This is a genomic window from Nostoc sp., from assembly GCF_036917655.1.
GTDB lineage: Bacteria > Cyanobacteriota > Cyanobacteriia > Cyanobacteriales > Nostocaceae > Nostoc.
Map to the genome: position 1 here is coordinate 15,225 of NZ_JBALCY010000087.1, position 25,298 is coordinate 40,522.

A 25,298-nucleotide genomic window follows, 5' to 3' on the forward strand; every position below is an offset into this window, starting at 1 on the left:
AACTATTAAGACCTAATAAAAACACCTGGTTCATTCGTAATCTAACTAATCCGCAAACACTCATAATTAGCTGATTATATTTATTATGTGCAAGGCGGAATCAATCAAATAGCAACTTTAAATATTTTGATTCGACCTATGAGATGTTCAACACCTATTCTTCTGAAAGATAATTCTTTATTTTCTTGTTTTTGTCGCTCAGTAATTTCGGCTTTTTTAGTCTTTTTATGAGGCGTTGCTATTGCCGCATCCCCCTTATAAGCTTTATCTCCTAAAAATTTTTGTTTAGGGTCAAATTTATCGCGCCTGGCTCTAAATAAATTAATATCACTTGTTTTTCCTAGTTTTCCAACTATTACATCAACGATATCTTCTCCATTTGGTAAAACAATAAATTGATTTTTCAGAGTATGCATCTTTTTCTTACCTGAGTAGTATTTTTTCTTGAAGCTCGCCGGGGGAAGCTTCCCCCGGCAGACTTCGCTCTTGATAGTCCACAGGTCTTTCTATAGGCTGTTCTGCGCTATCTACAATTAATTCGTATTCTAATAATGATTGGCGTAGTTTTTGATATTTTTCTTCGGATTCACTGACTTCTTCTATTTGAGATGCTGGCAAGATTTCTCTTAATATTGCTATCCAATAATTAAATGTATCATTCGCCTTGGTTTTAGAAACGTCAAATAATAAACCGAGTATTTCAAATATGGGTTTTTGTCTCAGATAGATTAGGCACAAACATATTCCTTGTTTGACTGACATATCTGGTCTCCTTCCACCACCTTTCGCCACGATCCGAATTTTATTTTTTTCAATAAACGCCTGTTTCTCTAAATGTCTTTTTTCTGCTAACTCTACTAATGCTAAAAAATGTTCGTATTCAATACCTATTAATCTTTTTGATTCATGATGATGTGACTCTATTCTTTCTAAAGCTGTCGTCATCCTATATGCACTTTAATTCATATTCAATTATTTAATTATCTCATAATATTTGTATTAAGGATATGTCTATTGGGGAACCAGGCGATCGCTATGAACAGGAGGCAGATCGGGTCGCCTCACAAGTAGTACAAAGGATCAATGCACCAGCATCGGCAGGGCGATCAGTACAGCGCCAAGAAAAAGCCGAAAAGGATATACAGGCGAAACCTGAGATTACTTCACTCCAACGCAGGTCAAAACCGGAGGAGGAACTTCAGGCAAAGTTAACTCTCCAGCGACGGGAAGCGATCGCAGGAGGGGAAACTTCAACGGATTTGGAATCAACCATTAACCGTGCTAGGGGAAGTGGACAGCCCTTAGAGGCAGGACTGCAACAGTCAATGGGGCAAGCGATGGGGGCGGATTTTAGTAGGGTGAGGGTACATACGGATGCTCAATCGGACCAGTTGAATCAATCGATTCAGGCGAAGGCTTTTACGACGGGGCAGGATGTGTTCTTTCGGCACGGGAGGTATCAGCCGGGGAGTAGAGGAGGGCAGGAGTTAATTGCCCATGAGTTGACTCATGTGGTGCAGCAGAATGGTGGGGCTGTGCAGCGATCGCCTCTACCACCGGAGCAGTTATCCCAACACCCCGCTACGGAAAACCCATCGGCATCGGAGGGCGATCACGTAATCCAAGTCGGTGTGCCTCCGCAAGCCCCGCAAAGAATCCTGGGAGGAAGTTCCCTGATCATACAAAGAGCAACAAGTATAACCTTAGTCGGGGAAGAAAGCGTTAGTCCAGTAGCACAGATTAATGGGGTTGTGCATACTCGGACAGCCGTAAGTGATCAATCGAGGAAAGCTGCACAGGCTAAAGATTGGCTGACTGTTCCTGTAGGAGTGGTCTGCAATCACTCGGTGTCTTACGATAATTTGTTAGGAGTGCTGATGGATTATGGTCGACGTGAAACGGTTGTTGATTATGTCGGGCTACTGACTCAACTTTACTTCCTCTTTTACACGCTAAATCCACCAACAAATTATTTCCAAACTATAAACCATCTCGGAAAAGGCACTAATGTAGATCGCAATGATTTGACAAATACTCTGAACTACCTTTTATATAAGATTTGTGACTCGCCTCTGAATTTGTTTTTCTGGCCTACCAAGACGAATACAGAACCAGATTTTCCTACGGATATCTCAGCCGGATCGCTACCGACGAGATGGGTAGCCGTCACGGGACTGGACTTAACGGGAGCATCTCGGAGAAGCGATCTGAACCAATTTCGTGTGGAATTAGAAAAGACGATCGGCTTGTAAAATGAATTCGCAAAAGTGCGATCGCTGCTCTTGTAGTGCGATCGCCGATATTGTAAAGTATGTTAGTGGAAGAGTAGAGCATGGGCGATCGCTACTAATTGATTACCTCAAGATGAATGATCAACAACGCTGGCAAATTACAGCGATCGCTCTTGTAGGGAACCCAAGTGATAGCTTAACGCACCGCCACTTTCATAATTAACAGTTACGGCAATTGAAGAGTGCGATCGCTACTGATATAGAGACTGTCTTAAAAGTCAAGCGATGCGCTCAGGTAGGAGGTTTGATAAGCGTGCGATCGCCTCATCTTTCAAGCTCTTGTAGGGACTGTATAAAAAGGTAATGCGATCGCTCATTTTGGATGGTTGAGCAAGTGCGATTTTCTCATCTGACAAGCTATTGTAGGGACAGTGTTAAAAGGAATGCGATCGCCTAATATCATGTTCGGATGAATATTAACACACTGTCCATTCTCACTCAAAATGCGATGCCTGCGGCGGGCGTAGCCATCGCTGATATTGTAAAGTATGTTAGTGGAAGGGTAGATCAGAGGCGAGCGCTACTAATTGATTACCTCAAGATGAATGATGTACTTATATTGACTACGAAGCAAAAATCATTTTTATTCGTGCCATTTTAACCCACGCAGACTACGATAAGGAGAATTGGAAAAATGACAACTGGTTTAACAACCCCTAGCCCTTATTACCTTAGTTTAATAACAGAATTTGCGCCTCGTCCGATTACAAATGACGCGGAATTAATGGCAACTCAACAAAGAATTAACTCGATTGTAGATAAAAATAATATTAATCAAGATGATCGAGACTATCTACAGGTATTAGGGACGTTAGTCTATGACTATGAAGAAAAAAATGAAAAATTTCCTGAATTAACCGATGGAGAATTATTACAAACATTAATGGAAGACTACAATCTAAAAATACCAGATTTTTTAGGAATTTTTGAGCAAGAACAAACAATTTTAGATATATTAAATGGAAAGCGTAAACTCAATTCTCAAGAAGCTTTTAAAGTGCGATGCCTGGGTTGGGCGTAGCGATCGCTACTAATTGATTACCTCAAGATGAATGATGAACAACACTGGCAAATTATTGCGATCGCTCTTGTAGGGAACGCAAACCCGTAGGTTGGCTTGAGGGAACGAAAACCAACCAATAAAGATAAAATAGAAAGCAAACTCAAACCACCTTGAGCGCTATGAAAACATCAGCATTTCAGCAAGCCATTGAATCATTAGAAAGTTTATCCTTAGAAGATCAAGAAATCTTGCTCGATATCCTGCAAAAACGATTACAACAACGGCGACGAAATAACTTATACCAAGAAGTTAGCGAAATTAAACAAGAATTTGCTGAAGGAAACGTAAAATTTGGCTCAGTCGATCAATTTTTAGCAGAATTAGATCGACCATGAAAATTGGTTGGACACCCAAATCCCTCCGTGCTTTTAAACGTCTCACGCGTAAAAACCCAAATCTTAGACCCCTAATTGAACAAACATTACGCCAGTTAGCCGAAGACCCCTTTGATCCTAGCTTACACACCCACAAGCTTAAAGGCGATTTATCAAATATCTGGTCATGTTCAATTGATTATAGTTATCGTCTTTTGTTTTAATTTGTGGAAAATCCTGAAGTTCAAGAAGAAGCGATATTACTCATAAATTTTGGATCTCATGATGAAGTATATTCAGTAGACCGAAAAGTTCTGCGATCGATACTTGTGCATCTGAATTGTTGCCTAAAAAACTGTATTTTTTGATCCGATTTTTGGAAAATTCCTTTAGGAATAGAACATAAGTAAAATTTATAAATTGGTCAAAAAAGTAAGGCTAGCTTTCGCACCAGAACATAGTTCTGTTACTACTGTGTCCTGGAATTTTTGTAAAGTATTGGGGTGAAGAAGCAAAATTTTTGATCGAAGATTATTTAGTTTGGCTATGACTACAACTACCCCAGTTCTAACGGGACTTAAACAAAAATTAAGCCCAAATAAAGCCAAAACTGGCTTTGTAAGCAGCAAATACGTCACGGTTGAGGGTCAACCATATGTGCAAAGCACACCCTACGCGAACGAAAAATCGATAATAGATTGCCGTTCTAAAAGCTTCTAAGGCTTCAGTAAAGGTGTTCAAAGGTTTGCTTGCCCACCTGCGTCTTAAGCCTCCGGTCATCTGATGCCAAAGAATAAAAGTATAGGCACAAAAAACCAAGATAAAATGCCGAAGTAAACTTCTTTTATCTCGGACTTGATATTCTTTAAGTCCTAACCAGCATGAGAGCTTCTCGATAGAAAACTTCTACCCAATTTCTTGATCCATAAGTATCAACTATCCATTGCGGTGTGACAATTGATGAGGAAACATTGGTGAGGCGAGTGCGTTCCTGTCGCCTTGCGTCGGAAAGCAACTCGTCGGTGATTAAATAGTCAATATCAGTGGCTTCAGAGAAACTCGCAGCGTTCATGAAGATGGCAATATTGCGGTTTCCAATTAGACCAAGGAGCTTCAGTTAAAAAGTGGTGTAATCGGTGGTAAGTCACTCCTACAGCATTCTCTGCCATTTGAGATAGGTTTTTTCTCTCACTTTCACCCAATAATCCCCCTACATAGTGTCTAAACTCTCTTTTTTGAGCCTTATGAGTCAACAATATCATCAAACCTTTGACCCATCTTTCTCATCTTGGAGGCATGGCTGCGGGGGTGGTTTCTTTCATGACTTTTTTCAACGTGAAAGCTATGCTAGTTAAGCATTATACTCTTTTTTAATCTTAACTTTTGTTTAAGTCCCGCTAACAATAATCCTATCTAAATAAAGCTGCATAAGCTTTACAGCATCTTAATTCCTCTTCAACTTTTTTAAATGGGCGAACCTACCGACTTAACATATGGCCAAGATTGGTTTTGAACTAGTCGTGTATCCTCTTGAGCAAACGCAAGAGCATCTCCAGGGCGAAGCAAGCAAATCGATACAGGAGAGGCGATTGCTCCATCTTTACGGGTTCCAGAGCGCACAGTCGCTACCTGGCAAACATGCTCTGGGGTTGGATCAACTGCCATGATGTGTGCTTGCAATCCATCAAGGCAAGGGCCAAGACCGCGCTGCCAAAACCAAGGCGCACCCCCATCGGAGTACGGTACAATTCGTTTAGCATTCCAGATTTCTGCTACATCAATTAAATCATCGGCATCACACATCATCTTTTGACGTACTTGCCAGCTATTCTCTGGGACAAAAGGAAGATAGCGAGCGACTGATGAAAAGAGATACTGAATCGGATACAGTCCGAAACCTCGATATCCACCAAATAAAGTATCAAGGGGACCATAACGCTCTAAGGCTGTAGCTGCAAGTTTTTTGACATCTCCTAGGCAATCACTCCCTGAATCTCCTGTCAGCGCAACACGGCGATCGCAATACTCGACGAGGTAGGTATTGCCCTCATTGCGAATCTCTGGGTGGAGGGCTTGGGCAACCGTTGGCTGTTCTCCGTAGAAGGGCAGGGCAATAACTCGCATCCTACCAATTTGAGTTTCGTCAAACCAGCGTAGGGTGTGAATATTCTCGAACCCAAGCTGACGCAGCCGCAACGCCATATCAATTGCCAGTACAGATTCTCGCTTAACTTCGGGAACGAAGATTGGGGTGTTTGCACCAACTCGCAGCAACGTTCCTAAATCAAAATGATCGGGGTGAGAATGGGTGATAAATACTGCATCGGGTTGTCCCATTTCCTCTAAGCTGAGGGGTTGGTAGTTTGGCGGATAAAGTTTAGACTTGGGCAACAGAAATGGATCGAAGAGAATACTAGAGTTGCCATCACTGAGCCGTAGGGTGGAGTGACCGACAAAAGTGGCATGGCCCAGTTGAGGCTTGACGGATAGTTCGTTGACTTCAACCAGTGCGCCATAATCACTTAATACGTTCCATAACTCGCGAGCAATGGTTGTAGTTGGAGCGTTACTTCCTTCTTGCCATTCCCCTAAATACAAAGCTAGATCGGATAGGAGATTGGGAGATAATTCTTGGATGACGATTGTTTTGCCAATATTGCGTTCCATCTCAAGTGCAATGGGTTTAACAGCTTTGGGATCGGGATATAGCCAATCTTCTAAGAGGACACTATGACGCTGATACAAATCCGCCAGACCACCTGGAACCATTGTTAATGCCAGTAAATCCCGCGAATGAACCACCACATCTGCAAGACCATATCGATTGCGGTGTTCTGTGATGCTGGCGCAGTAGCGACGGATGGTAGTGTCACATTGTCCAGTCACAGCACTACCAAACTTGGTTTCGTCCTGATATATAAGTTGGAATTTAATGCTGCTGCTTAATCTTTGACGTATCATAAGCAAGTCAATAGTTAAAAGTCAAAAGTCTACAATTTAAGGGTATCAGCAGAAGAATGGGCAAAACTAACGGTATACGCCGAAGCAAAGCAATTGACTGGGACTGAGGTGTTGTACGACTATGTAAATAATATACAATTGTATTAACTTTCTAAGAAACTAAGCCATCTATTAAATCAGGAAAAGCATTTAAAAAATGAGAACATGCTCCTGCTATAGTTTTCGCGGCTATTGTAGGGTGTTCCTTTTTGAGAAAAAACCATCCACCTCCTTTAAAACCTAACCATTTAGGTAGTGAAATAGGATTTGAGAAAACCAATCTTTTCTTATAAAGTTCTTCATTATTTGAAAAAGTTATACCCTGAGGCAAAAAACCCACTAGATGTGAATATGAAATGCCTGTAATATCCAGAGATACTAAAGTTGAGATACTCCACTTGTTTTCTATAATTGTCATATAAGGGAGATGATTACCCGGCTCACTTGGATTACCAAAGATAGGAAATAATTCTTTAATAATATTTTTTTTTAGTTCTTTTATAGGTATTTTTAAAAAGCTTTTTTTAATATAAAAAATATCATGCAATTTTGATTTGTCGTGAGGCAAAAGTTCTTGTTTTTTTTGAAATAATCCTAGCATTATTTTTTCTTCTGGAGTTAAGTCCATATTAGAATACTCTCCTGATAACTGATAAGAATTTTTAGTAAGAGCCACAAACATTTTTATTTGTTGTGATTTTGAGAACGACTCTACTACCTCTAACGTATGAGATACGTGAAGATCATTCATAGTTTTGAGAAACGGAAAATTATTACTAGCTTCTCGATAAGCATCGTTTGCTGACCATTTATATAATCTCGAATAAAATTCGCTTTTTAATACTTGCTTTTCCACAATCTAAATACCTTCTATAAAATAACTTATCTCGTTCATTAATACAGAGTCTAATATAAATTATTACAATAGACCTCTTGCAAAAAAGTTTTATGGTATTATTAAGCTTTTTATAAAAAATCCATATCATAATCTATACAGAGAACTTTTATTACCTCGGTGGTATGTCTGATAAAGATAGAAAGCAAATTTTTAAAACTCCCCATCGTACCATAATTTATTTTTGCAAGAGGTCTACTCTTCCAAGCCAAAAAGAGCATCATGGCAGTAAAAAGGAAAGCGCTTGTTCCTCTTTTCTTTTTCAGCCAGCTACCTTTATAATCGACATTTCATCTCTACGCAACGACCAGCCATGTTCGGTGTGGGCAAAGGGTAAGGCAAGTTCTGCTATATGATGCTGCCCTTTGGAGTCAACTAGCCAAGGTTGATTGACTAACTCTTCTACAATTAGCCATCGGGTGTGTTTTTGTAGGTCTTTTTTGAAAAAAGACTCAAGGGCTAAAGGGCTGTCCCGATGCAAAAGGAGTGAAGGCTTATCCTCTATTTGCAGATTGAGCAGTATCGGCCAGCTATACTCAGCAGCTAATTGCTGCCATCTGGCAAAGCGCTCTGTTCCAATCAATTTGGCAAGTTCTGCTAAGACTTGCCCACTCAAAACTGTCCGCCGAGGACGGATGATCGCTTCTTTTGGCAGCTGAACACGAGGAGTGAAACGAGGTGCAGTCAGTTCAATCTGCATCGGCATTGTGAGAGCACGAAAGACCGCCATCGGGTTATCTTGAAAGGTAGTCCAAAGTAACTGCTCAGAGATGGGGTCACGGGTATTAACCGCAGCCAAGGAAAACCAAAATACTGCAACAGGGTTGGGCGAAGCCGATCGCAGTTTTAAAAAAGGCAACTGTGTTTTTGGATCTAAAAAAATTTCTGCATCGGCTAGAGATGGAGTATTTTGACTCGCCCCCCACAACTCAATGGGAAGAAGGTTGAAATGGGGACGAGCCAGTACATTTGGATTTGACTCAAAGGGACTTTTTAGTTCTGCAATTTGAATTTGATGTTGGCTTGCCAAACAGTCAAGCTTTTCTTGAAACCAAGAATGCAATAAATGATTCTCATTCAGTAAGTCTTTAAACCGAGCAAAGATTCGCACCGGATCATCACTAATCCCGTGAACTACCAGTTGGAAAGACTCAAATAGACCCGTGAACAAACAACCGAAAGGAGCTTTAGACAGAGCCGACTTTGGCGAATTGCTGCTGGTTTCGAGAACGACTACTTCTGTATTTTGCGATAGCGATCGCTCCCACGCGTCCAACCGGGTGATAACTTCAGGATGGCTATGAACTGTTCTCATTTCAGAACCCAAGGTGGATTTGAGATCCCCAAGTGCAACACCCTCTGCAAATTCCTGTTTCAGCCGCTCACGAAATGCCATCCGCATTGCCGAGGCTGGACTTGCACCTTGAATCCAGCAACGCTCATAGTCTGCGAGTGTTTGAAGTAATATGTTTTGCTGCACCTCATCGATGGCAATCCGAAACGGTAGTCCCAAATCGCAGTGCAACACTGGCTTGGTTAGCTGGACGAGCGAAACATCAAGGGCTTGAGTGAGTTCTTGAATACAAGTCTTTGCTTGTTGTAAATAATCCGCAAGTGTATCCAGAGACATGAAATCAAGCTTTGCCGCGAGAGTATCGCAAAGGCAATGCAGTTCTTGGATAGTGCTATTCCAGAGATACCGATCTGGCTCAATTAGTTTGTCTGCTGCAATTGCTAATGCTTCCCAAGGATTTTCAAAGCGATCGGGCAGATCGAGTCCGCCTAAAAGCACATCCCCATCAATGAAGAGATGCAGAATATCTTCTAGTTCTGCTGCATGGTTCCAGCGAGGTGAGGCTGCCACTGTTTTAGCTAATTCATCTAATGTCCCCAGATCCAATTTGGCCAGTTCCTCTAAGAGGATATCCACAATTTCCTGAAACTCGATTTCACGCTGCTCGACTAACCCCTCTGGAGTGCGACCCCAAAAGCGCCAAGAACCATCTGCTTGTCGTCTCAAGGTTGGATTCAATCGCCAAGTTGCACCTTGACGATAAATTGAACGTTGAGCTAGCGATCGCAATATCGTTTGAAAAGGACGGAGGTCAGGTGTAAATGAATACTTAGCTGCAACCGACTCCTGCCGCACCGTCTTGGCAAATTCGACTAAACTGACACCAGCCCATAAGCCGTATGGTGTTGTCCGTCCCACAGCCCGCGCTAAATAACGATACAGTGCCGTCTCCAGATGCCGAATTTTTTTAGTCCGTTTTCCCTGTCTTTGTGGCAGCCCACGCTGTATTTCCGTGACGAGTGACGGATTAGACAACAGCAACGCTTTCATAAACCATGAATCTGCTGCGGTCATCTGCCAAAGGCGATCGCGCTCGTCTTCATACACCTGCTGATAGGCTGTTGTATATTCCTTCCAGGTGCGATCGTCATTTGTCCGGCTTGCTGCTAACGCTAGGCTTGCAAGTTCCTGATTCCCAAAACTCTGAATATTCTCGATTGGCCAAGCAGCAGCCCGCAAAATACCAACAGGGGCAAGCTCAAATTGTTTTCTGGGATGATTCATCAGTCGTTTATATCCCGTTGTGGGCGGGCATATCTCGCTGTAGCCACGCGGCGATGATTGGTGAGCAGTGGATCGATCACCTTAGTGTAATGTTGCTCCAGCTTCAGTACTGCGGTGAAATCTCGCATCACAGCTGAGTATCCCTCAATACTCAAGCCTGCTTCCTTTAACCATTGCTCTGTATCTTGGCTATCGAGTAAATCAAATTGCTCTCGAAAGGAGTCAGACATTGTTTGAATTTCAATATCAGAAATCTTCAGTCCCAAGCGTTCTGCTTCTTGAACTGCCAAATAAGCCAGTAGAACTTTTTTGTTCATCACTTTTTCGTTCTCCCCTAAACGGGTGAGAATCTGAATATCATTAGCACTTTTTGGTGACTCTGGTGCTTTCTCAGACTGGGCATCAGCCAATTCCGGCTGAACGAGAGAAGTTTCGCCAGCTCCAAAATGACGGAGATAGTAAGTGAGGGGATCTGAGGGGAAATCTTCGGCTGTCTTTGGCCACTTTGGACACTCGAAACGACCATTGCGTACACAAATAACCTTTTCATAACTACGAGCCTCACCCGCCAGCCAAAAATTTAACCCCGGCATTTTGCCCGTCATCACATCGTCAAGAGCTTGTCCGGCGATGTGGGTAAAGAAGTTTGCTTCTGGATGCTCACCTGGTAAGACGGAAAAATCCTGTGAACGAAAATCAATGGTATAGTTTAGCCGTTCTCCATCTCCAGCATGAACCACCAACTGCCAAACAACCTGCTCGGCAGGGAAACTAGTCCAACTGCTGTGAGTCTGTTTGAACTGATGTTTGAGCCACGAAACCAAAGTCCCTGCCAAGAATACATCTAGCTTTTGTTGCAAGGTACGCCGTTCTTCAGGTGTAGACAATCCTGTGAGGGTGCTGATATCGATTGGTTCCCAGCGCAACCCAGGAGATGGCTTTTCTCTAACGAAATCAGCTGACTGTTCATGTCGTTGCGGAGGTTGCCCAGCTTGAAGCTCAATCACATCACCAGGACGCACCGTTATCGCTCGCTCTAGGGAACCAAGCCGACGTTGCAACAAGCGAACTGTTTCTGCTGAACTTAACGGAAACGCATAGCGGTTAAACCAGGCGTGCCGACCACTAAAGCACAGACCTGAGGCGTAAGGGAACACCAAAGCAGGGTTGCAGGCACATGCCGCTTCCAGCCAACTGACTACCCCTTGCCGATCAAATGTTGCTCCCATACCGTGCAAATAGCCCATACTGGCACGTACTACTGGCTGATACTTGGTTGAAATCAAATCAATGGCACCGTATTCTTGCGTGATTCGTTCTCCAATTTCCGCCGTTACTTCTGCATCTGCCATGTGCCAGAATGTGCCAGTTGGATCTCGAACTAACAGCCCAAACTCTGGTTCTTCATGGTCTGAAGGAGTGGGGAGCAAGTAAGTTTGTCCAAGGGCGATCGCCTGCCAAGGCTGACAGATGATTATTTTTGAGAATCCGATCTTTTGCAGCTGTTCGACCAGTGCCGGTTCATCCGCAGTGATCACAGGCAGTTCACGCTTAAGCTTCTGGAGGGTTTCTAAATGAAAGTGATCGAAATGTCCATGAGTCACCACCAAAGCTGTCAGGTTTGGTAGTTTGTCTAACTCAAATACACGACCAGGATAATAAGTAAGCGTGCCCTCGACAAGTGTATCCGAGAAGCATGGATCGAGGAGGATGCGTTGATCAGTAGTTTCAATGTATAAAGCGGCATGACCACAAATTGTGACACGCATGAGAATTGTTTCCGTTGTTGGTACTTTCAGAAAATGGTAGCTGATTATACAGTAAAAGGGGAAAATCTTTAAGGAATTTAAGAAGCAAAATATCAATTGCTAAGATTGGTAGCAAATAATTCCTAAATGCCATGAAGCTTGCATACTGGAATACAGAGCAGTACTGAGTCATACGTGTGGAAAAGACAATACATAATGTCGTAGTTTTTGGCGGAGGTAGTGCTGGATTTCTCTCTGCCTTGGCTTTGAAGGTGAAGATGCCCTGGTTGAACGTGGTTGTAGTCCATTCCAAAACCGTTCCAATTATTGGAGTGGGTGAAGCGACTACCGCCTGGATACCTTGGTTTCTACATAAGTACCTAGAATTAAATCGAGAGCAATTTTATGAAGAAACACAACCTATTTGGAAATTGGGAATTAAGTTTATTTGGGGGGATTCTACTCAGTCCCACTTCAACTATCCTTTCGTGACTCATCTGGCAGATAAACTCAGTGTTTTAAGTAAAAGTACTGCTTATTATTGTCTGGATTCAACTACAGAATCCAGTATTTATTCACTGTTGATGGAGCAAAATAAATCGCCTTGCTTCCGTAAAGAAACTGGCGATTTTGTTGTTGATGAACGCTTTGGATACCATATTGAAAATACCAGCTTCGTTTCTTACTTAGAAAGAAGAGCAGCTGAACTTAACATAAAAGTTATTGATAAACCTGTTAAAAATATTGAGGTTGCAGAGAATGGCTACATTCGCCAGCTGAAATTTTCTGATGGCACAATATTGGCTGGTGATCTATTTGTTGATTGTTCTGGTTTTCGCTCGACGTTGCTAGGAGAGACTCTGCAAGAACCCTTTTGCAGTTTTTCTAACAGCTTATTTTGTGATTCTGCTGTCACGGGCACATGGATGCGAGATGATGCGATCTACCCCTTTACAACTGCCCAAACTATGCAGAGTGGGTGGTGTTGGCAAATTGATTTGCAGGATAAAGTTAACCGTGGCTATGTATATTCATCTGCTTTTATCAGTGATGATCATGCTCTGCAAGAGATGAAACGTCAGAATCCCTTAATGAGCGATGAGCATAATCTTATTAGGTTCAAGTCAGGGCGACATCAACGATTTTGGGTAAATAATGTCGTCGCCGTTGGCAACGCATCAGGTTTTGTAGAACCCCTAGAATCAACAGGATTACACATGATTGGCGAAACCATTAAATATGTGTGTGATGTATTGATTGATTCAGATCAGCAGCCAACCGCAGGATTAATTAATCTAGCGAATCGAGCGATCGCCGAAAAGTGGGATGATATTCGTGATTTTTTATCGATTCACTTTAAGTTCAATCGTCGAGTAGAATCAGAATTCTGGCGACACTGCTGGCAGCAAACTGATATTGGTGATGCCGAAACAGTAGTAGACTTTTTTCAAAACAATGGCCCATCACCAATTGGTCAACTGCTGCTGCGTAAAAATAGTGTTTTTGGATATAACGGCTATCTGAATCTGCTTATGGGTCAACAGGTTGCCACAAAGTATCAAAGCAACAATGATACCTTGGATTTAGATAATTGGCGACAAGTCAAAAACTATTTCATCAAGAATTGTGCTAACGCCTTACCAATCCAGGAGGCGATTCAGGTTGTGAAAGAAAAAAAATGTCAATGGCTGACTTCATAGATAACATTCCCCAGGTGCCTCGGATTAATCCCAATGCCCATTTAATCCTCAGTGAAACGGGTGAGGTTTGTAGCTGGGTGGGCAGCGAAGTGTTTGTTCTCGAAGGCATTCAGCCCAGCATTATCCGCGAACTCTTGGTGCTGATTGATGGAGTTCGTCCGCTTGAGGCAATTTATGCTGAACTTGCAGACTCTAGCGATCGCAACTACTTAAACGAGATCATCTTGGCTTTAAGTAAGCTGGATATTATTGAAGAGGTAGTAACTGAAATCCCACCCCAAAATCATCGCTGGGATTTGCCCATAGTCTCTAAGCAGTTAGGTCAAAAGGCGATCGCTTTACTAGGCAATCACCAATTACTTGATCATCTCGATCAAACATTTGCTGCCGCAGGTTTTCATAATCGTCGCGCTTTTTATCTGAAGAATTTTGAATCCTGTCAAACATCTAAGTTTCGCGCCCTTCAGCAAGAACGGATACTCGTCAACGGCACTTTAGCATATCTATCCTCCCTAGCCCCGACAGCATACCAAGATAGTCTAGACTCTGTTAGTATTTCTGGGTTATGCCAACTCTTTAAAGAATTCGACTTTGTTATTTGTGCTTTGGAAGGTGTACCATTTCAGGCACTGTTGGATGTCAACAAGTCGGCGCTAGCCAGTGGCACTCCATGTTTATTTGTCACCGCTTCTCAGGAAACAGCACTTATCGGCCCAACGGTTATCCGAGGTGCAACCGCTTGTTTTGGCTGTCGAGTCATCACCCTGGAAGGGTTGCCATCGGTATTTCAAGATATTTGGCCGCAACTTTCAACCCCAATCGTTGCCAAAGCGGATAGCCGACTCTTATCCTCTGTAGCCCAGGCTTGTCTTGAAGAAGCCATTTCGCTTCTAGGCCCGACCTTAACACCAACTCATGCAACCAACGTTTTGAAAATTACAGGGCAGGGCGATGCCTACGGCGGGCTATGCCTACGCACCGTTAAGCGGCTTCTCCCTAGCAGTGAGTGTCACGAGTGTGCCCCGCGACTAGATGAACCGTTGGGAGTTATCGAACGAAGCGCGATCGCTGCTGCTGCTGAAGAAATTGGGCGGATCTGGCCGAACTCACCCAAGGCAGCAATCCGCCCAGCAGCCGATGCTTATCAAACTGTGGGCATTTTGGGGGGCGGCACAGCCGGTTATCTCACGGCTTTAGCCTTTCGCGCTTTCAGACCAGACATTAAGGTGACTTTGCTGGAATCGAGTGCCATCCCGGTGATTGGTGTGGGCGAGGCAACTACTCCAGAACTGGTTAAGTTTCTCCATAGTCCCCGCTTTTTAGGACTAGACATCGTTGATTTTTATCAGCGGGTTCGTCCTACCTGGAAGTTGGGAATTAAGTTCCAGTGGGGACTGCCTGATGATTATGAATTTACGTTTCCGTTTCAGCGAGGACGCTTGCTAGAATCTCTCCTCTATGAGTCAACGCTGAACAATCAGTCATTGGGGGCAATGCTGATGAGTGCCGATCGCGCTCCTATTTTTGATCGCGGCGATGGGACTCCGTTGTCCCTACTTCACCAAATTCGCTGGGCGTATCACCTCGATAATCGGCGGTTTGTTCGTTATCTACAAGAGGAAGCGATCGCCGCCGGAATACAGCATATTGATGTGCAAATTTGTGATGCCCAGATGTCTGCCGATGGTGAAACCATTACCTATTTAATCACCGAGGATGGGCGGAAACTAACTTACGATTTGTATATTGATTGTTCAGGCTTCCGTTCGTTGTTGCTAGAGCAGAAACTTGGCTCAAAATTTGTGAGTTACCAAGATACCCTCAGCACTGATCAAGCGATCGCTGCTACCGTTCCTCATAATGGTACAGTTAAACCTTACACTCTAGCCGAAACCATGAATAATGGCTGGTGTTGGAATATTCCCTTTGAGGATGCCGATCATCGGGGGTATGTGTTTTCTTCAGCATTTTGTAGTGTTGACCAAGCTCTAGAAGAAATGCGGGCCAAAAATCCGGAAATGGGCGACCCTTGGATGGTGAAGTTTCGTTCTGGGCGGCATGAGCATTTTTGGAAAGGCAACGTTGTGGCGATCGGAAATTCCTATGCCTTTGTAGAACCACTAGAATCAACAGCCATCCACATGATCGTTCTAGAATTGGAACTCCTGCTTACCAACCTTCCAGCATCAAAACGAGATGAAGGAATCAAATCTGTACTCAACCGCAAGATGAGCGATCGTTGGGATGCCCTGCGTTGGTTTCTCGGAATTCACTACAAGTTCAATCACCGTCTATCTACTCCCTTCTGGCAAGCAGCCAATAGAGACACAGATATCTCTGGCGCAGCAGAGCGACTAGCGTTATTTAGTGAGCGGGCCCCCCTGTCTTATCGAAATTCTCTGTTTTATACACTACATCCTCCAGAGTTTTTCTCTGACGATCACTCCTATGACACACTCTTAGCTGGTCAACAGGTATCCGCCCGCTTTGTCGAACCCGTCGAAGATCCAGCCACTTGGCAACGCCAAATGGCAATTCTCAAAGGGCTGGCTAGCACCGCTATGCCCCAACATGAAGCCCTCTCCTGCTTGCGCGAGAAACGGCAAGATTTGCTTTACGACTTTGCCAAGCGCCAAGATAGTTGGTTACACACTTGGCTTCCTGCCTAATAAGCTAATCGGCATTTACAGCAATTTTCAGGTAATTGAACCACAAATGACGATTGCTATAAGTGCTGAAAAAAATCGGTTCCACAAATCCAATCTAGCGGTCGATCAGAATAATATGCTGAAGTAACAATAGATACTCGTGCTTTAATACATCTGAATGATTTTTTATGTATCATATTAAGCACACAACACATGACTTCTAACTAGTGCTTTTGAAAAATGCGATCTCAAAACCGTTACATTAAAAGGTTAGGATCGCACAAAAAAAATGATGAATTTAAAACGAACTTTTTATCAGACTGGTGTTGTTAATGCTGCTTTATCAAATCAAACGTAGGCATCTCCATTTTTTTCTTAGGAAGTACCTTGAGATTTCGCTTTTTAGGTAGGCGTTGCATGACAATATTAATATGAATTGAAGTGAATTCTGATAGCTATCAAATTGTCGGTTATACAGACAAGATGCTGAGATAAACCGAGAAGAAAAATACTCATTTGAGATATTATCTGGTTCATCTTCATCAAAAAACACTCTGCTATTCCAAAGGCAATAAATACTGAGGCATTCTCTTTGATGTTACTGCACTACCTCAAATATTATTCTGTTCTATTGTCAGCCTAAAACATATCTTTATTTAGCAACGCCTCTAGTCACGACCTTTATTCGTACTGACACTGTAAGCCTGAAATCAAGGCTACCAGCAACACATAATTGTATCTCCAACTTTGGATGAAGCCAGCCCACCAGCAACACTTTCTAACTCATTTTCTGACAATTCTCGGTTAGTCGGTCTTGCTTTAATACCGTTAACGCTATTAATAGACCGGATATTCACAGATGGAGAAGCAGTTGACAAACCTAGAACCTTTTTTTCAGCAGAAACCATCACGGCTTTTACGTCATCAGTGTTAAAATCAAAACCATTTGACTGGCCTTGTTCAACAGCGATTCTTGCAAACTCGCCTGCTTCAGTAGCATCCAAAGCCTCACGCAACTGAGAATTGCTTGGTTGCCCTAAAAAATTTTCATAGTATTCGACAAAACTTTGCTGAGACATTTTCAACTCTCCTTAAGATAAGATACTTGGTTTTATACTTTGGGATCTCGAAGTAGGTAACTAAATCTGAAAGTCAGGTGATTAACTTCAAAAGTATTAATCCCAAACCACTAGGCAACATATCAGCTATATCACCGAGGGTTTAGTATTTTCCAATACAATAATTGCTTAAAGCATGGGCTAATGTCTAGCTAATTTTAGTAAAGATTTGTAATTAATAATACATTAGCTTTGGATTTTACAATAAAAAAATTAACATTGGAATTGACAAAATGGTGCTAGTTGAAGCTTAAAATGTTACATAGGCCACTTTATATTTCTCTTTAGTAGCCCATCACATCATGTATGCGTTGTTAATGCAATTATTTGGTGTTAAAGCAACACTCAGCATCCTGTGCTTTGGCAAGCCTTCTAGAACTGGGACTCATACCCGACAGACAAAGCCCAACTTTACCGGAATTAATGGGTCTAAAGCCCCGTCGTTCTACGACGGCTTTATATTATATTTCCAGGGCAATCCTTTGATAGTCTTATGATGGAGGTGCTATAATAAGATAATAGGACTTACGCACTGTACAAATTTATTATCTTGTGGATTAACGAAAATGCGTCATTTCAGGCTTTTATCAATCATCTTTTGATAAATAGCGATCGCAAAAAAGTGTCAAAAAATCAAGGTCTAATGCCTGAAATCCATACCCCATATTTGGTTCTTCCTGTCAATGCGTAAGTCCTAGATAAGTCAAATAACAAATATTCATGCTAGTTTTTGAGTTCAAAACCTACAGGAAAGCATTGCAGTTTCAAGCAATTGATCAAGCGATCCGAACGACTCAGTTCATTCGGAATAAAGCGATCAGATTGTGGATGGATGGGCTTGCTAAATCTTGGGTTGAACTTTCACGGCATTGTGCATTATTAGCGAAAGAGTTTCCTTGGGCATCTAAGCTAAACTCAATGGCTAGGCAAGCCGCAGCCGAACGAGCATGGGCTTCTATATCTCGATTTTATGACAACTGCAAGAAAAAGATATCGGGTAAAAAGAGCTTCCCTCAGTTTCAGAAAAACTGCCGTTCTGTTGAGTATAAATCCTCAGGCTGCAAGCTTGCCGATAATCGTAAATCCATAACTTTTACTGACAAAAATGGTATTGGTCGATTAAAGTTAAAAGGCACTCGTGACCTGCATTTTTATCAAATAAACCAGATAAAACGGGTAAGATTGGTAAAACGTGCTGACGGTGTGTATGCTCAATTCTGCATTGATGTAAACCGAAGAGAATTAATCGCTCCAACTCATCAGACAGTTGGTTTGGATGTAGGGTTAGAGAGCTTCTACACCGATTCCCTTGGGCAAAAGATTGAAAATCCTCGGTTCTATCGAACTGGGGAACAGAAAATGAAACGGTCACAAAGACTTGTTTCTCGCAAAGTTAAAGGTTCTAACAACAGACGCTTTGCACGAAAGAGATTAGGTAGAGTTCACCTCAAAATAAGTAGACAGCGTTTTGACCATGCCGTGAAATTGGCAAGGTGCGTAATCACATCAAACGATGTAGTCGTCTATGAAAACTTGAGGATTAAGAACATGGTGAAAAATCATTGTTTGGCAAAATCAATCAATGATGCTGGATGGTATCAATTTAGAGTTTGGTTAGAGTATTTTGGGAAAGTATTTAAGAGGATTACTATTGCAGTAAATCCCTCGTATACAAGTCAGGAATGCTCTAACTGTGGCGTAATTGTGAAAAAATCCTTATCTACTCGTACACACGTTTGTCAGTGTGGCTGCAAGTTAGATAGAGATCATAATGCCAGTATAAATATTCTTAACTCAGGATTGGGTACGGTAGGGCATACTGGAACCTTTGCGCTAGACGCAAGCAACGCTTGGGGAGATGAAACCTCTACTCCTTCTGGGGTAACCCTGATTGAGCAAGTTATGTCTTAGATTCAAGAATCCCCGTGCGTTCACGCCGGAGAGTGTCAATTAGCACATGGGAATTTCATCCTTTTGCTCAATAATTCGGATTATCGCTTCAATTAATTTCCCTGAACGACGCCAGTCAAACCCGTGGCGGTGAAAATTGAACATTGCTACTGCGGCAAGTATATCAGCCAGATCCTGAGTCAATTGACCAAGATGCTGAAGATTAACCAATTCCTTTGCAAGCATGTTGTTAGCTGTTGCATATTTTTGTAATACATCAGCTTCTTGTCCTGCTACGGTTCGAGACTCAGACAAAGTTTCGAGAGAAAGTAGTTCAATTGTTGGAATTGTGGCTTCAGGAGGTGTAGGAATCAAAGCCCTTAAACTGTGCCAGGCTGCCAGAATAAATACTTGATCTGACAAAGCACGGCTAAAGAGATCGTGCAGCACAGTTGGAAGAAGTAAGTCTTTAGGGATAATACTAAGGTTATGTTGATCGAGATGGTCAAGTATAAGCCATATTGAAGTGTCTGCGTCAAAGTGCTGATGAACAAACTTCATGGCTTCAAGCCCACCAAATTGATCGCTTTCTGGCTGATAGTCACTAAAGAAGAATAGATTAATAAAATTCTCACGTTCAAGAGGATACATGAGGTCAGAAATTTGTGCGATCGCTTGTTGCCGATCCACTGTTGTAAAAAAGCGCACCCGCATATCTGGCGGTTTTCTCATAAAGAAGAAACAGCGTAACAAATTATTACTCCGCCAGTAAGTAAGCAACGGTTCGAGTCGGGCAAAGAGGGCACGCGCACTCGATAGTGCATTACCCTTATGCCTGACGAGTCCCACGTTAAGTTGCACCCAATTCCCGTTTTCCCAGTCCTTATTACTAGATTGTGTAGTTGAAGTTGATTCTTCGGTCATGAAATGTCTTTTAACATTGCATAAGTCCATTGCATAAGTCCTATGTTAAATCAAGAAAAGAAAGGTTGACAATAGAAGCTGGCTTAAAGCAGCATTACGGCATGTTAGCAATAAAAAAACATGGTTCTCGACAACATTGATCGTATCGAAGCACCTTCAGCAGATGTGTTTTATCAAAAGTATATTCTGCCGCAGCGCCCAGTGATTATCACTAATATGTTTGACAATTCATCACTGCGTCAGATGGATACCCTTGAAAAGGTAAGAACAGGCTTGACTGACATCCCAGTTCAAATCTGTTCAAATTATATTGCCCATCTGCTAGATTCGACATCAGCCGATGTCCCCCGCATGATGAACTTGGGTGCATATCTTGATTTCCTGCAAGCAGAACCCACAACTCTTGATATTTGTGTTGAGTATCCCACACCCCAAAAGCTGCTTGAGTTATTGCCCTTGAATTTATACCAAAATTTAAGTTATGAGAGCGATTTATACTCGAACATGTTTATCGCTGCTAGCAATAACTATGCTCATTTGCACTATGATGCTGATCAACGTAATGTCTTATTGTTTCAAATTTTTGGCACAAAACGATTTGTATTGATTCATCCGCATCAAACTCAAAAGTTAGATGCCATTGATCAGGCTAATCTATGTCGTACAAGTGGCATCTTCCTGGAAAATATGTCAGAAGCTGAGAAAACAGATTTTCTCCAATATACCAACGCATTTGATGCGGTACTTTATCCTGGCGAAACTATTTTTATGCCGATAATGATCTGGCATTATATTGAGTATTTGGAACCAGCCATGTCAATTGCTTATCGTTTAGGACGCAACTCTTATAATCGTCGATTGGCTAATCTGTTTCCAGCCCCCTCAGTTGATGTTCAGTTCTTGTCGCTGTTGCTGCAAGATGAGACAAAAGCACAATCATATCATCTGGAATGGTTGGAAAAACTAGAGGCTGCAAGCCATTCCTTGTCAGGGAGTGAAAGCGATCGCAGGGACACTTTGAACTACCTATCTTTAAGGATTCGGGGGCAATATCTTGGCCTTGAACCTATCAAGAATATTCGGGAGTTGAGAAGACGTGAAGTGATGCTGAACAAATCTTTGATAGGAAAAATATAACTTAATTGATCATATTAAGAGGTTATGTTAAGGCAATACGCTTGGGTTAGCGCCAAAACCTTAAACTGCGTAGGTTGGGTTGAGGAACGAAACCCAACATTTCCAAGGCTTTGTTGCGTTGCGCTTTGCTTAACCCAACCTACAATTTTTCACAAAGCCAAGCGTATTGTATGTTAAGGGACTGCGATCGCAAATATCATTGCTAAACACTTGCTTGCTCTGACCGAATTAACCGTGCATAGGAACCATCAAGCTGGGACATTTCTTTGTGGTTGCCTCGTTGCACAACTTTACCCTTTTCTAAAACAATGATTTCATCACAGTCGCGGATGGTACTGAGGCGGTGAGCCACAATAATACAAGAGCAGCCTCGATAACGCAGATTTCGGTCAATAATTTTTTCCGTCTCTGTATCTAGGGCACTGGTTGCTTCATCCATGATCAGAATTGTCGGATCGTTGACTAATGCACGAGCAATTTCTAAACGCTGGCGCTGTCCTCCACTGAAATTAGCAGCACCCTCAAGTAAGTTGCCTTCATACCCGCCAGGTAAAGCCAAAATGACTTCATGAATGGCAGCATCTTTGCAAGCTCGCACTAATTGAGAATTTAACACTGTATCATCCCACAAAGTCAAGTTATCTCGAACTGTGCCGGCGTATAGAAAAATTTCCTGTTCTACCATTGCCAGAGAATTAGAAAGTATCGCTCTTGGAATTTGCTCTCTGGGGACACCATCAAAGAGAATTTCTCCCGACCAAGATTGATAAAGTCCCGCGACTAATTTGGCAACTGTTGATTTCCCAGAACCACTACTACCAACTAAGGCTACTCGCTGTCCTGGTTTTAGTTGAAAACTCAAGTCTTGAATTAGAGGCCCATCTGTTCGTGAGTAGCCAAATGTAACATTTTTTAATTCTATATATCCCTTAAGTTCGCAGGATGAAATATCTTGTAAGGGTTTGGCTGTAGAAGTATGTAAATTATGACTGTCCAATTCTGGATCGATTGCGTTTTGCAACACATCATCCAGCCGATTTAAGTCTCCTTCTAGTTCCTGTAAGGTACTGCCGAAATTAACCAGAGAGTTGACTGGAGTCAAAAAGCTAGTCATTAAACTTTGGAAAGCAATCAACATCCCAATGCTAAGATGCCCATCCATGACTCGTAGACCCCCAATAACTAAAACTGATAGGGAACTTAAACTAGTTAAGAAAACAGGTAAAATACCTAGTACTTGATTGGTAACGCCTAATTCCTGCTGACCGTTGATAAATTTTGTGTAGTACCCCGACCAACGGGAAAAGAAATCAGATTCCAACGCTGATGCTTTGAGAGTTTCCATACTTTGAAGAGCAGCAATTTCTGTACCTGCAACTTTGCCCCGATCTTGAATAATTCGCATATAAATATCTGTGCGCTGCCGCGAAATCCACTGCAATGTCAAAATATTAATCGCAGCAAAACAGATACCGATTGCAGTTAGCACGCCATCATAAGCAAACATAACTATGGCGTAAAATACTACCATCATGGTATCAATCACAGTCCTGGCCAACTGCCCCGATAACACTTCTGCAACTTTAGTATTGATATTGATTCGACTGCTAATTTCTCCGGCAAATCTTTGGGAATAAAATGATACTGGCAAACGAAGAATATGCTGGATGAATTGCCCGGACATCTCCACCGATAACTTAATATTTAGCTTTCTCAAAAACCGTCTTTGTAGTAATGTCAGCAACACCTGGATAATCACAGTAATTGACATTCCCAAAATCAATGGACGCAACCATTCTGTACGATTTTCTACCAGAATATTATCGACAAAAATCTGATTAAAAACCGGTAAAACTAATCCTGGAATGACTAAAAAAAATCCTGCCAGAAAACAATAGAGAATAGCTCCCCAAGAACCCTGCAAACGGTCAATGAGTGCGCCTATTAAGCTAGGTTTGCGACCTCCACGTTGAAATTCTGGCCCTGGTTCCATCACCAGGACAACCCCTGTATAGGCTTCATCAAATTCTTTGAAGGAGACTCGCCTCGGCCCCGTAGCTGGGTCGTTGAGATAAACCCGATCTTTTTTAAATCCTTCTACTACTAAGAAATGATTAAAATTCCAGAAAACAATGTATGGCGGACGAAGTTCTTGTAATTGTGCTAGCTGCTTTTTAAAACCTTTAGCTTGCATTCCGTAATTTCTGGCAGCTTTGATCATGTTCGAGGCTTTGCTACCATCACGAGAAACCCCACAATTTTGCCGCAGTTCTGCTAAAGGCACAATTTTGCGATGGTAGGCCAAAATAATCCCGAAAGCTGCTGCTCCACACTCTACTGCTTCCATTTGCAATAGGGTAGGAGTTTTGACGCGGTAGTCTATCTTACTTTGTGCTGTTTCTCGGTCTGATGACGGAGCTTTTTTACGTAAGGAATTGAGGTTTTGAATTGAGGAAATTAATTGCTGAATCAATTGCACAAGATCATTTTTAAAACTTTAGTTAATGCCAGTAAATTCTCGTAGAATGGGTAAGACATAAGTAATTGGTGCCTGCTCTGCTACTTTAACCCGGACACTGGTAGTTGTCCCGGTAGAAATGTTTAATTTTGGCCCTTGGGAAGAAGACCAGCGATAACCACTAAAGGTAGATGGAGCTATTTCCATTTCTGCTCGCACTTCTATGCCTCCGCCGCCAGTTGGCAAAATATTGGTTACTAAATCAGAGTTGCCAATCACAGACTTTGCACCTTCTTTAGTCACAGGTAAGGGGGAAACGGAGGTAACTTTGCCGACAATGCCGCCAAAGCGTTCTCTTTTCACGGATGTGGGGGTGATTTGCACGATCATTCCTGGTTGAATCTGCTTGCCATCTTGGACATTAAAGTAGGAGACGGCAATTAGTGGGGTATTTTTGTCGCCGATGTTCAGGGTGACAAGGGGAGTTTTCGGACTAGTAACTTGTCCCAAAAAACCAGTCACTTCTAATACACAGCCATTACTAGGGCTAACAATTTGACTATTATCTAATATTTGTTTTTCCAATAGAGCGATCGCTCGATTAACTTCTTGAATTTGATTAATTTTTGTATTGAGATTTTCGACATTTTCTTGCTCTATACGTTGGCTCTTAGTATCTAAATCTTTTAATTGCGCTTGCAGTTCGCTTATAGAACTCAAATTTTGTAAGTATCTCTGCTGTGCTTCTGTTTCTTGTACATCTAACTGTTTGAGCTGCGCTCTTAGATCGGATAACGTCTGCATTCCCTGTGTATATTCTTGCTGTGCTTGTAAATATATATCTTTAGAAATAGCTCCGGCATTTGCGAGTTGCTGGCGCTTCTGCAATCTATCTTTCAGTATAGGTACGATCGCTATAGCATCATTGAGCCGTTGCTGCAAACTAATACGCTGTTCGCGGATGGCATTTAAGCCTTTTTCATAAAACGCAGGCGTGAGAGTCTGAGTATCCCGCAAACGTTGAAGATAACTAACTCTAGAAGATGCGATCGCTTCTTTTTCCTTAGTGGTACGTTGTCGCTGAAGCAATGATGAGTTTTGTTCTTGTGTTTGTAATTGTCCTAGTTTTGAGCGTTGCAGTTGCAATTGCTGCTTCAGCTCCGTCGGATCAATCGTCGCTATAACATATCCTTGATCTATACATTGTCCTATTTTGACATTAAGACTTTTTAACTGTCCTGAAATTGGCGACTCAAAAGTTACAACTTGATTGGGTTGAATCAGTATTCCCTTTCCTGTTACCGTCATCGGAATATGTCCAAAAATACTCCAAATTAACCCCAGTAACATAAAACTACCCAGCGTCACCAAAGGTAGCCAATCTAAAGGGTTGACTACCTGCATTAACTGATCCAATCTTTCTGGAGAGGATAAACGATCCAGTGATTCCTTACGAAATATACTATCTTGATTTTCAGCCATTTGCGTGAGAGAGATTGGGGACATGGGGACAGGGAAAATTCTTTGCGTCATC

22 protein-coding genes and 2 pseudogenes are annotated in these 25,298 nt (G+C 42.2%); 12 read left to right on the plus strand and 12 right to left on the minus strand.

Annotation, left to right across the window (positions count from 1 at the left end):
* Nucleotides 1-104 precede the first annotated feature (104 nt).
* Both V7K30_RS33420 and V7K30_RS33425 read right to left on the minus strand, forming a co-directional pair.
* Complete coding sequence (locus tag V7K30_RS33420; protein WP_335006797.1) at nt 105-416, minus strand: transposase family protein; 312 nt, start codon at nt 414-416, stop codon at nt 105-107.
* 7 nt (nt 417-423) lie between these two features.
* A complete protein-coding gene (locus tag V7K30_RS33425) occupies nt 424-945 on the minus strand; it encodes a helix-turn-helix domain-containing protein (RefSeq protein WP_335006799.1) in 522 nt (173 codons plus the stop codon).
* 62 nt (nt 946-1,007) lie between these two features.
* Here V7K30_RS33425 and V7K30_RS33430 point away from each other — a divergent pair, with 62 nt between their 5' ends.
* Together V7K30_RS33430 and V7K30_RS33435 are read left to right on the plus strand one after the other, a co-directional pair.
* Entirely contained in the window at nt 1,008-2,252 is a 1,245-nt protein-coding gene (locus V7K30_RS33430; RefSeq protein WP_335006801.1) for an eCIS core domain-containing protein, read from the plus strand.
* A 1-nt stretch (nt 2,253) separates the two neighbouring features.
* Entirely contained in the window at nt 2,254-2,454 is a 201-nt protein-coding gene (locus V7K30_RS33435) for a hypothetical protein (RefSeq protein WP_335006804.1), read from the plus strand.
* Between the two features lie 55 nt (nt 2,455-2,509).
* On the opposite strand, the gene V7K30_RS33440 is transcribed toward V7K30_RS33435, so the two are convergent.
* On the minus strand, nt 2,510-2,647 hold the full coding sequence (locus V7K30_RS33440) for a hypothetical protein (RefSeq protein ID WP_335006806.1): 138 nt from the start codon (nt 2,645-2,647) through the stop codon (nt 2,510-2,512).
* 53 nt (nt 2,648-2,700) lie between these two features.
* Between V7K30_RS33440 and V7K30_RS33445 the strand changes: the two genes are divergently transcribed.
* From V7K30_RS33445 to V7K30_RS33465, 5 genes are all read left to right on the plus strand, one after another.
* Nucleotides 2,701-2,892 carry a hypothetical protein gene (locus tag V7K30_RS33445; RefSeq protein ID WP_335006808.1) on the plus strand — a complete coding sequence of 64 codons (192 nt, stop codon included), beginning with the start codon at nt 2,701-2,703 and terminating at the stop codon, nt 2,890-2,892.
* A complete protein-coding gene (locus tag V7K30_RS33450; protein ID WP_335006876.1) occupies nt 2,871-2,951 on the plus strand; it encodes a hypothetical protein in 81 nt (26 codons plus the stop codon). Before V7K30_RS33445 ends, V7K30_RS33450 begins: the two co-directional genes overlap by 22 nt.
* The gene (locus V7K30_RS33455; protein WP_335006810.1) at nt 2,926-3,312 is read left to right on the plus strand and encodes a helix-turn-helix domain-containing protein; all 387 of its coding nucleotides are present in this window, start codon (nt 2,926-2,928) and stop codon (nt 3,310-3,312) included. The genes V7K30_RS33450 and V7K30_RS33455 overlap by 26 nt, the downstream gene beginning before the upstream one ends.
* A gap of 161 nt (nt 3,313-3,473) precedes the next feature.
* Entirely contained in the window at nt 3,474-3,689 is a 216-nt protein-coding gene (locus V7K30_RS33460; RefSeq protein ID WP_335006812.1) for a hypothetical protein, read from the plus strand.
* On the plus strand, nt 3,686-3,892 hold the full coding sequence (locus V7K30_RS33465; protein ID WP_335006814.1) for a type II toxin-antitoxin system RelE/ParE family toxin: 207 nt from the start codon (nt 3,686-3,688) through the stop codon (nt 3,890-3,892). Before V7K30_RS33460 ends, V7K30_RS33465 begins: the two co-directional genes overlap by 4 nt.
* A gap of 364 nt (nt 3,893-4,256) precedes the next feature.
* On the opposite strand, the pseudogene V7K30_RS33470 reads toward V7K30_RS33465, so the two are convergent.
* The 5 genes and pseudogenes from V7K30_RS33470 to V7K30_RS33490 form a co-directional block, all read right to left on the minus strand.
* A pseudogene (locus V7K30_RS33470) lies at nt 4,257-4,930 on the minus strand (transposase).
* A gap of 202 nt (nt 4,931-5,132) precedes the next feature.
* Nucleotides 5,133-6,629, minus strand: a complete 1,497-nt coding sequence (locus tag V7K30_RS33475) for an MBL fold metallo-hydrolase (protein ID WP_335006816.1) — start codon at nt 6,627-6,629, stop codon at nt 5,133-5,135.
* 151 nt (nt 6,630-6,780) lie between these two features.
* A complete protein-coding gene (locus V7K30_RS33480; RefSeq protein WP_335006818.1) occupies nt 6,781-7,524 on the minus strand; it encodes a hypothetical protein in 744 nt (247 codons plus the stop codon).
* 301 nt (nt 7,525-7,825) lie between these two features.
* The gene (locus V7K30_RS33485; protein ID WP_335006820.1) at nt 7,826-10,141 is read right to left on the minus strand and encodes a lantibiotic dehydratase; all 2,316 of its coding nucleotides are present in this window, start codon (nt 10,139-10,141) and stop codon (nt 7,826-7,828) included.
* The gene (locus V7K30_RS33490) at nt 10,141-11,910 is read right to left on the minus strand and encodes an MBL fold metallo-hydrolase (protein ID WP_335006822.1); all 1,770 of its coding nucleotides are present in this window, start codon (nt 11,908-11,910) and stop codon (nt 10,141-10,143) included. Before V7K30_RS33490 ends, V7K30_RS33485 begins: the two co-directional genes overlap by 1 nt.
* 176 nt (nt 11,911-12,086) lie before the next feature.
* Between V7K30_RS33490 and V7K30_RS33495 the strand changes: the two genes are divergently transcribed.
* The 3 genes and pseudogenes from V7K30_RS33495 to V7K30_RS33505 form a co-directional block, all read left to right on the plus strand.
* Nucleotides 12,087-13,589, plus strand: a complete 1,503-nt coding sequence (locus V7K30_RS33495) for a tryptophan halogenase family protein (protein ID WP_335006824.1) — start codon at nt 12,087-12,089, stop codon at nt 13,587-13,589.
* Nucleotides 13,568-16,258: a tryptophan 7-halogenase gene (locus tag V7K30_RS33500; RefSeq protein WP_335006826.1), complete on the plus strand. Its 2,691-nt coding sequence runs from the start codon at nt 13,568-13,570 to the stop codon at nt 16,256-16,258. Before V7K30_RS33495 ends, V7K30_RS33500 begins: the two co-directional genes overlap by 22 nt.
* A gap of 477 nt (nt 16,259-16,735) precedes the next feature.
* Nucleotides 16,736-16,880 (plus strand): annotated as a pseudogene (locus V7K30_RS33505) (IS1 family transposase); the annotation flags it as partial.
* A gap of 73 nt (nt 16,881-16,953) precedes the next feature.
* Here the strand turns inward: V7K30_RS33505 and V7K30_RS33510 are convergent.
* Nucleotides 16,954-17,316: a hypothetical protein gene (locus V7K30_RS33510; RefSeq protein WP_334869196.1), complete on the minus strand. Its 363-nt coding sequence runs from the start codon at nt 17,314-17,316 to the stop codon at nt 16,954-16,956.
* Nucleotides 17,317-18,075: 759 nt separating this feature from the next.
* Here V7K30_RS33510 and V7K30_RS33515 point away from each other — a divergent pair.
* The gene (locus tag V7K30_RS33515) at nt 18,076-19,266 is read left to right on the plus strand and encodes an RNA-guided endonuclease InsQ/TnpB family protein (RefSeq protein WP_335006828.1); all 1,191 of its coding nucleotides are present in this window, start codon (nt 18,076-18,078) and stop codon (nt 19,264-19,266) included.
* A 39-nt stretch (nt 19,267-19,305) separates the two neighbouring features.
* Here the strand turns inward: V7K30_RS33515 and V7K30_RS33520 are convergent, their stop codons facing one another.
* Nucleotides 19,306-20,169, minus strand: coding sequence for a thiopeptide-type bacteriocin biosynthesis protein (locus tag V7K30_RS33520; RefSeq protein ID WP_335006830.1), 864 nt, complete (start codon nt 20,167-20,169; stop codon nt 19,306-19,308).
* Between the two features lie 120 nt (nt 20,170-20,289).
* Here V7K30_RS33520 and V7K30_RS33525 point away from each other — a divergent pair, with 120 nt between their 5' ends.
* Nucleotides 20,290-21,306, plus strand: coding sequence for a cupin-like domain-containing protein (locus tag V7K30_RS33525; RefSeq protein ID WP_335006832.1), 1,017 nt, complete (start codon nt 20,290-20,292; stop codon nt 21,304-21,306).
* Between the two features lie 202 nt (nt 21,307-21,508).
* On the opposite strand, the gene V7K30_RS33530 is transcribed toward V7K30_RS33525, so the two are convergent.
* Nucleotides 21,509-23,653 carry an NHLP family bacteriocin export ABC transporter peptidase/permease/ATPase subunit gene (locus V7K30_RS33530; RefSeq protein ID WP_442941133.1) on the minus strand — a complete coding sequence of 715 codons (2,145 nt, stop codon included), beginning with the start codon at nt 23,651-23,653 and terminating at the stop codon, nt 21,509-21,511.
* A gap of 150 nt (nt 23,654-23,803) precedes the next feature.
* Nucleotides 23,804-25,297 carry an NHLP bacteriocin system secretion protein gene (locus V7K30_RS33535; protein ID WP_335006834.1) on the minus strand — a complete coding sequence of 498 codons (1,494 nt, stop codon included), beginning with the start codon at nt 25,295-25,297 and terminating at the stop codon, nt 23,804-23,806.
* Nucleotide 25,298 lies beyond the last annotated feature (1 nt).

What these genes read in the sequence shown, in the direction of transcription:
- V7K30_RS33420 (WP_335006797.1), bottom strand. Translation starts at nt 416, where the DNA reads ATGCATACTCTGAAAAATCAATTTATTGTTTTACCAAATGGAGAAGAT.
- V7K30_RS33425 (WP_335006799.1), bottom strand. Translation starts at nt 945, where the DNA reads ATGACGACAGCTTTAGAAAGAATAGAGTCACATCATCATGAATCAAAA.
- V7K30_RS33430 (WP_335006801.1), top strand. Translation starts at nt 1,008, where the DNA reads ATGTCTATTGGGGAACCAGGCGATCGCTATGAACAGGAGGCAGATCGG.
- V7K30_RS33435 (WP_335006804.1), top strand. Translation starts at nt 2,254, where the DNA reads ATGAATTCGCAAAAGTGCGATCGCTGCTCTTGTAGTGCGATCGCCGAT.
- V7K30_RS33445 (WP_335006808.1), top strand. Translation starts at nt 2,701, where the DNA reads ATGAATATTAACACACTGTCCATTCTCACTCAAAATGCGATGCCTGCG.
- V7K30_RS33455 (WP_335006810.1), top strand. Translation starts at nt 2,926, where the DNA reads ATGACAACTGGTTTAACAACCCCTAGCCCTTATTACCTTAGTTTAATA.
- V7K30_RS33460 (WP_335006812.1), top strand. Translation starts at nt 3,474, where the DNA reads ATGAAAACATCAGCATTTCAGCAAGCCATTGAATCATTAGAAAGTTTA.
- V7K30_RS33465 (WP_335006814.1), top strand. Translation starts at nt 3,686, where the DNA reads ATGAAAATTGGTTGGACACCCAAATCCCTCCGTGCTTTTAAACGTCTC.
- V7K30_RS33475 (WP_335006816.1), bottom strand. Translation starts at nt 6,629, where the DNA reads ATGATACGTCAAAGATTAAGCAGCAGCATTAAATTCCAACTTATATAT.
- V7K30_RS33485 (WP_335006820.1), bottom strand. Translation starts at nt 10,141, where the DNA reads ATGAATCATCCCAGAAAACAATTTGAGCTTGCCCCTGTTGGTATTTTG.
- V7K30_RS33490 (WP_335006822.1), bottom strand. Translation starts at nt 11,910, where the DNA reads ATGCGTGTCACAATTTGTGGTCATGCCGCTTTATACATTGAAACTACT.
- V7K30_RS33500 (WP_335006826.1), top strand. Translation starts at nt 13,568, where the DNA reads ATGTCAATGGCTGACTTCATAGATAACATTCCCCAGGTGCCTCGGATT.
- V7K30_RS33510 (WP_334869196.1), bottom strand. Translation starts at nt 17,316, where the DNA reads ATGTCTCAGCAAAGTTTTGTCGAATACTATGAAAATTTTTTAGGGCAA.
- V7K30_RS33515 (WP_335006828.1), top strand. Translation starts at nt 18,076, where the DNA reads ATGCTAGTTTTTGAGTTCAAAACCTACAGGAAAGCATTGCAGTTTCAA.
- V7K30_RS33520 (WP_335006830.1), bottom strand. Translation starts at nt 20,169, where the DNA reads ATGACCGAAGAATCAACTTCAACTACACAATCTAGTAATAAGGACTGG.
- V7K30_RS33525 (WP_335006832.1), top strand. Translation starts at nt 20,290, where the DNA reads ATGGTTCTCGACAACATTGATCGTATCGAAGCACCTTCAGCAGATGTG.
- V7K30_RS33530 (WP_442941133.1), bottom strand. Translation starts at nt 23,653, where the DNA reads ATGGAAGCAGTAGAGTGTGGAGCAGCAGCTTTCGGGATTATTTTGGCC.
- V7K30_RS33535 (WP_335006834.1), bottom strand. Translation starts at nt 25,297, where the DNA reads ATGACGCAAAGAATTTTCCCTGTCCCCATGTCCCCAATCTCTCTCACG.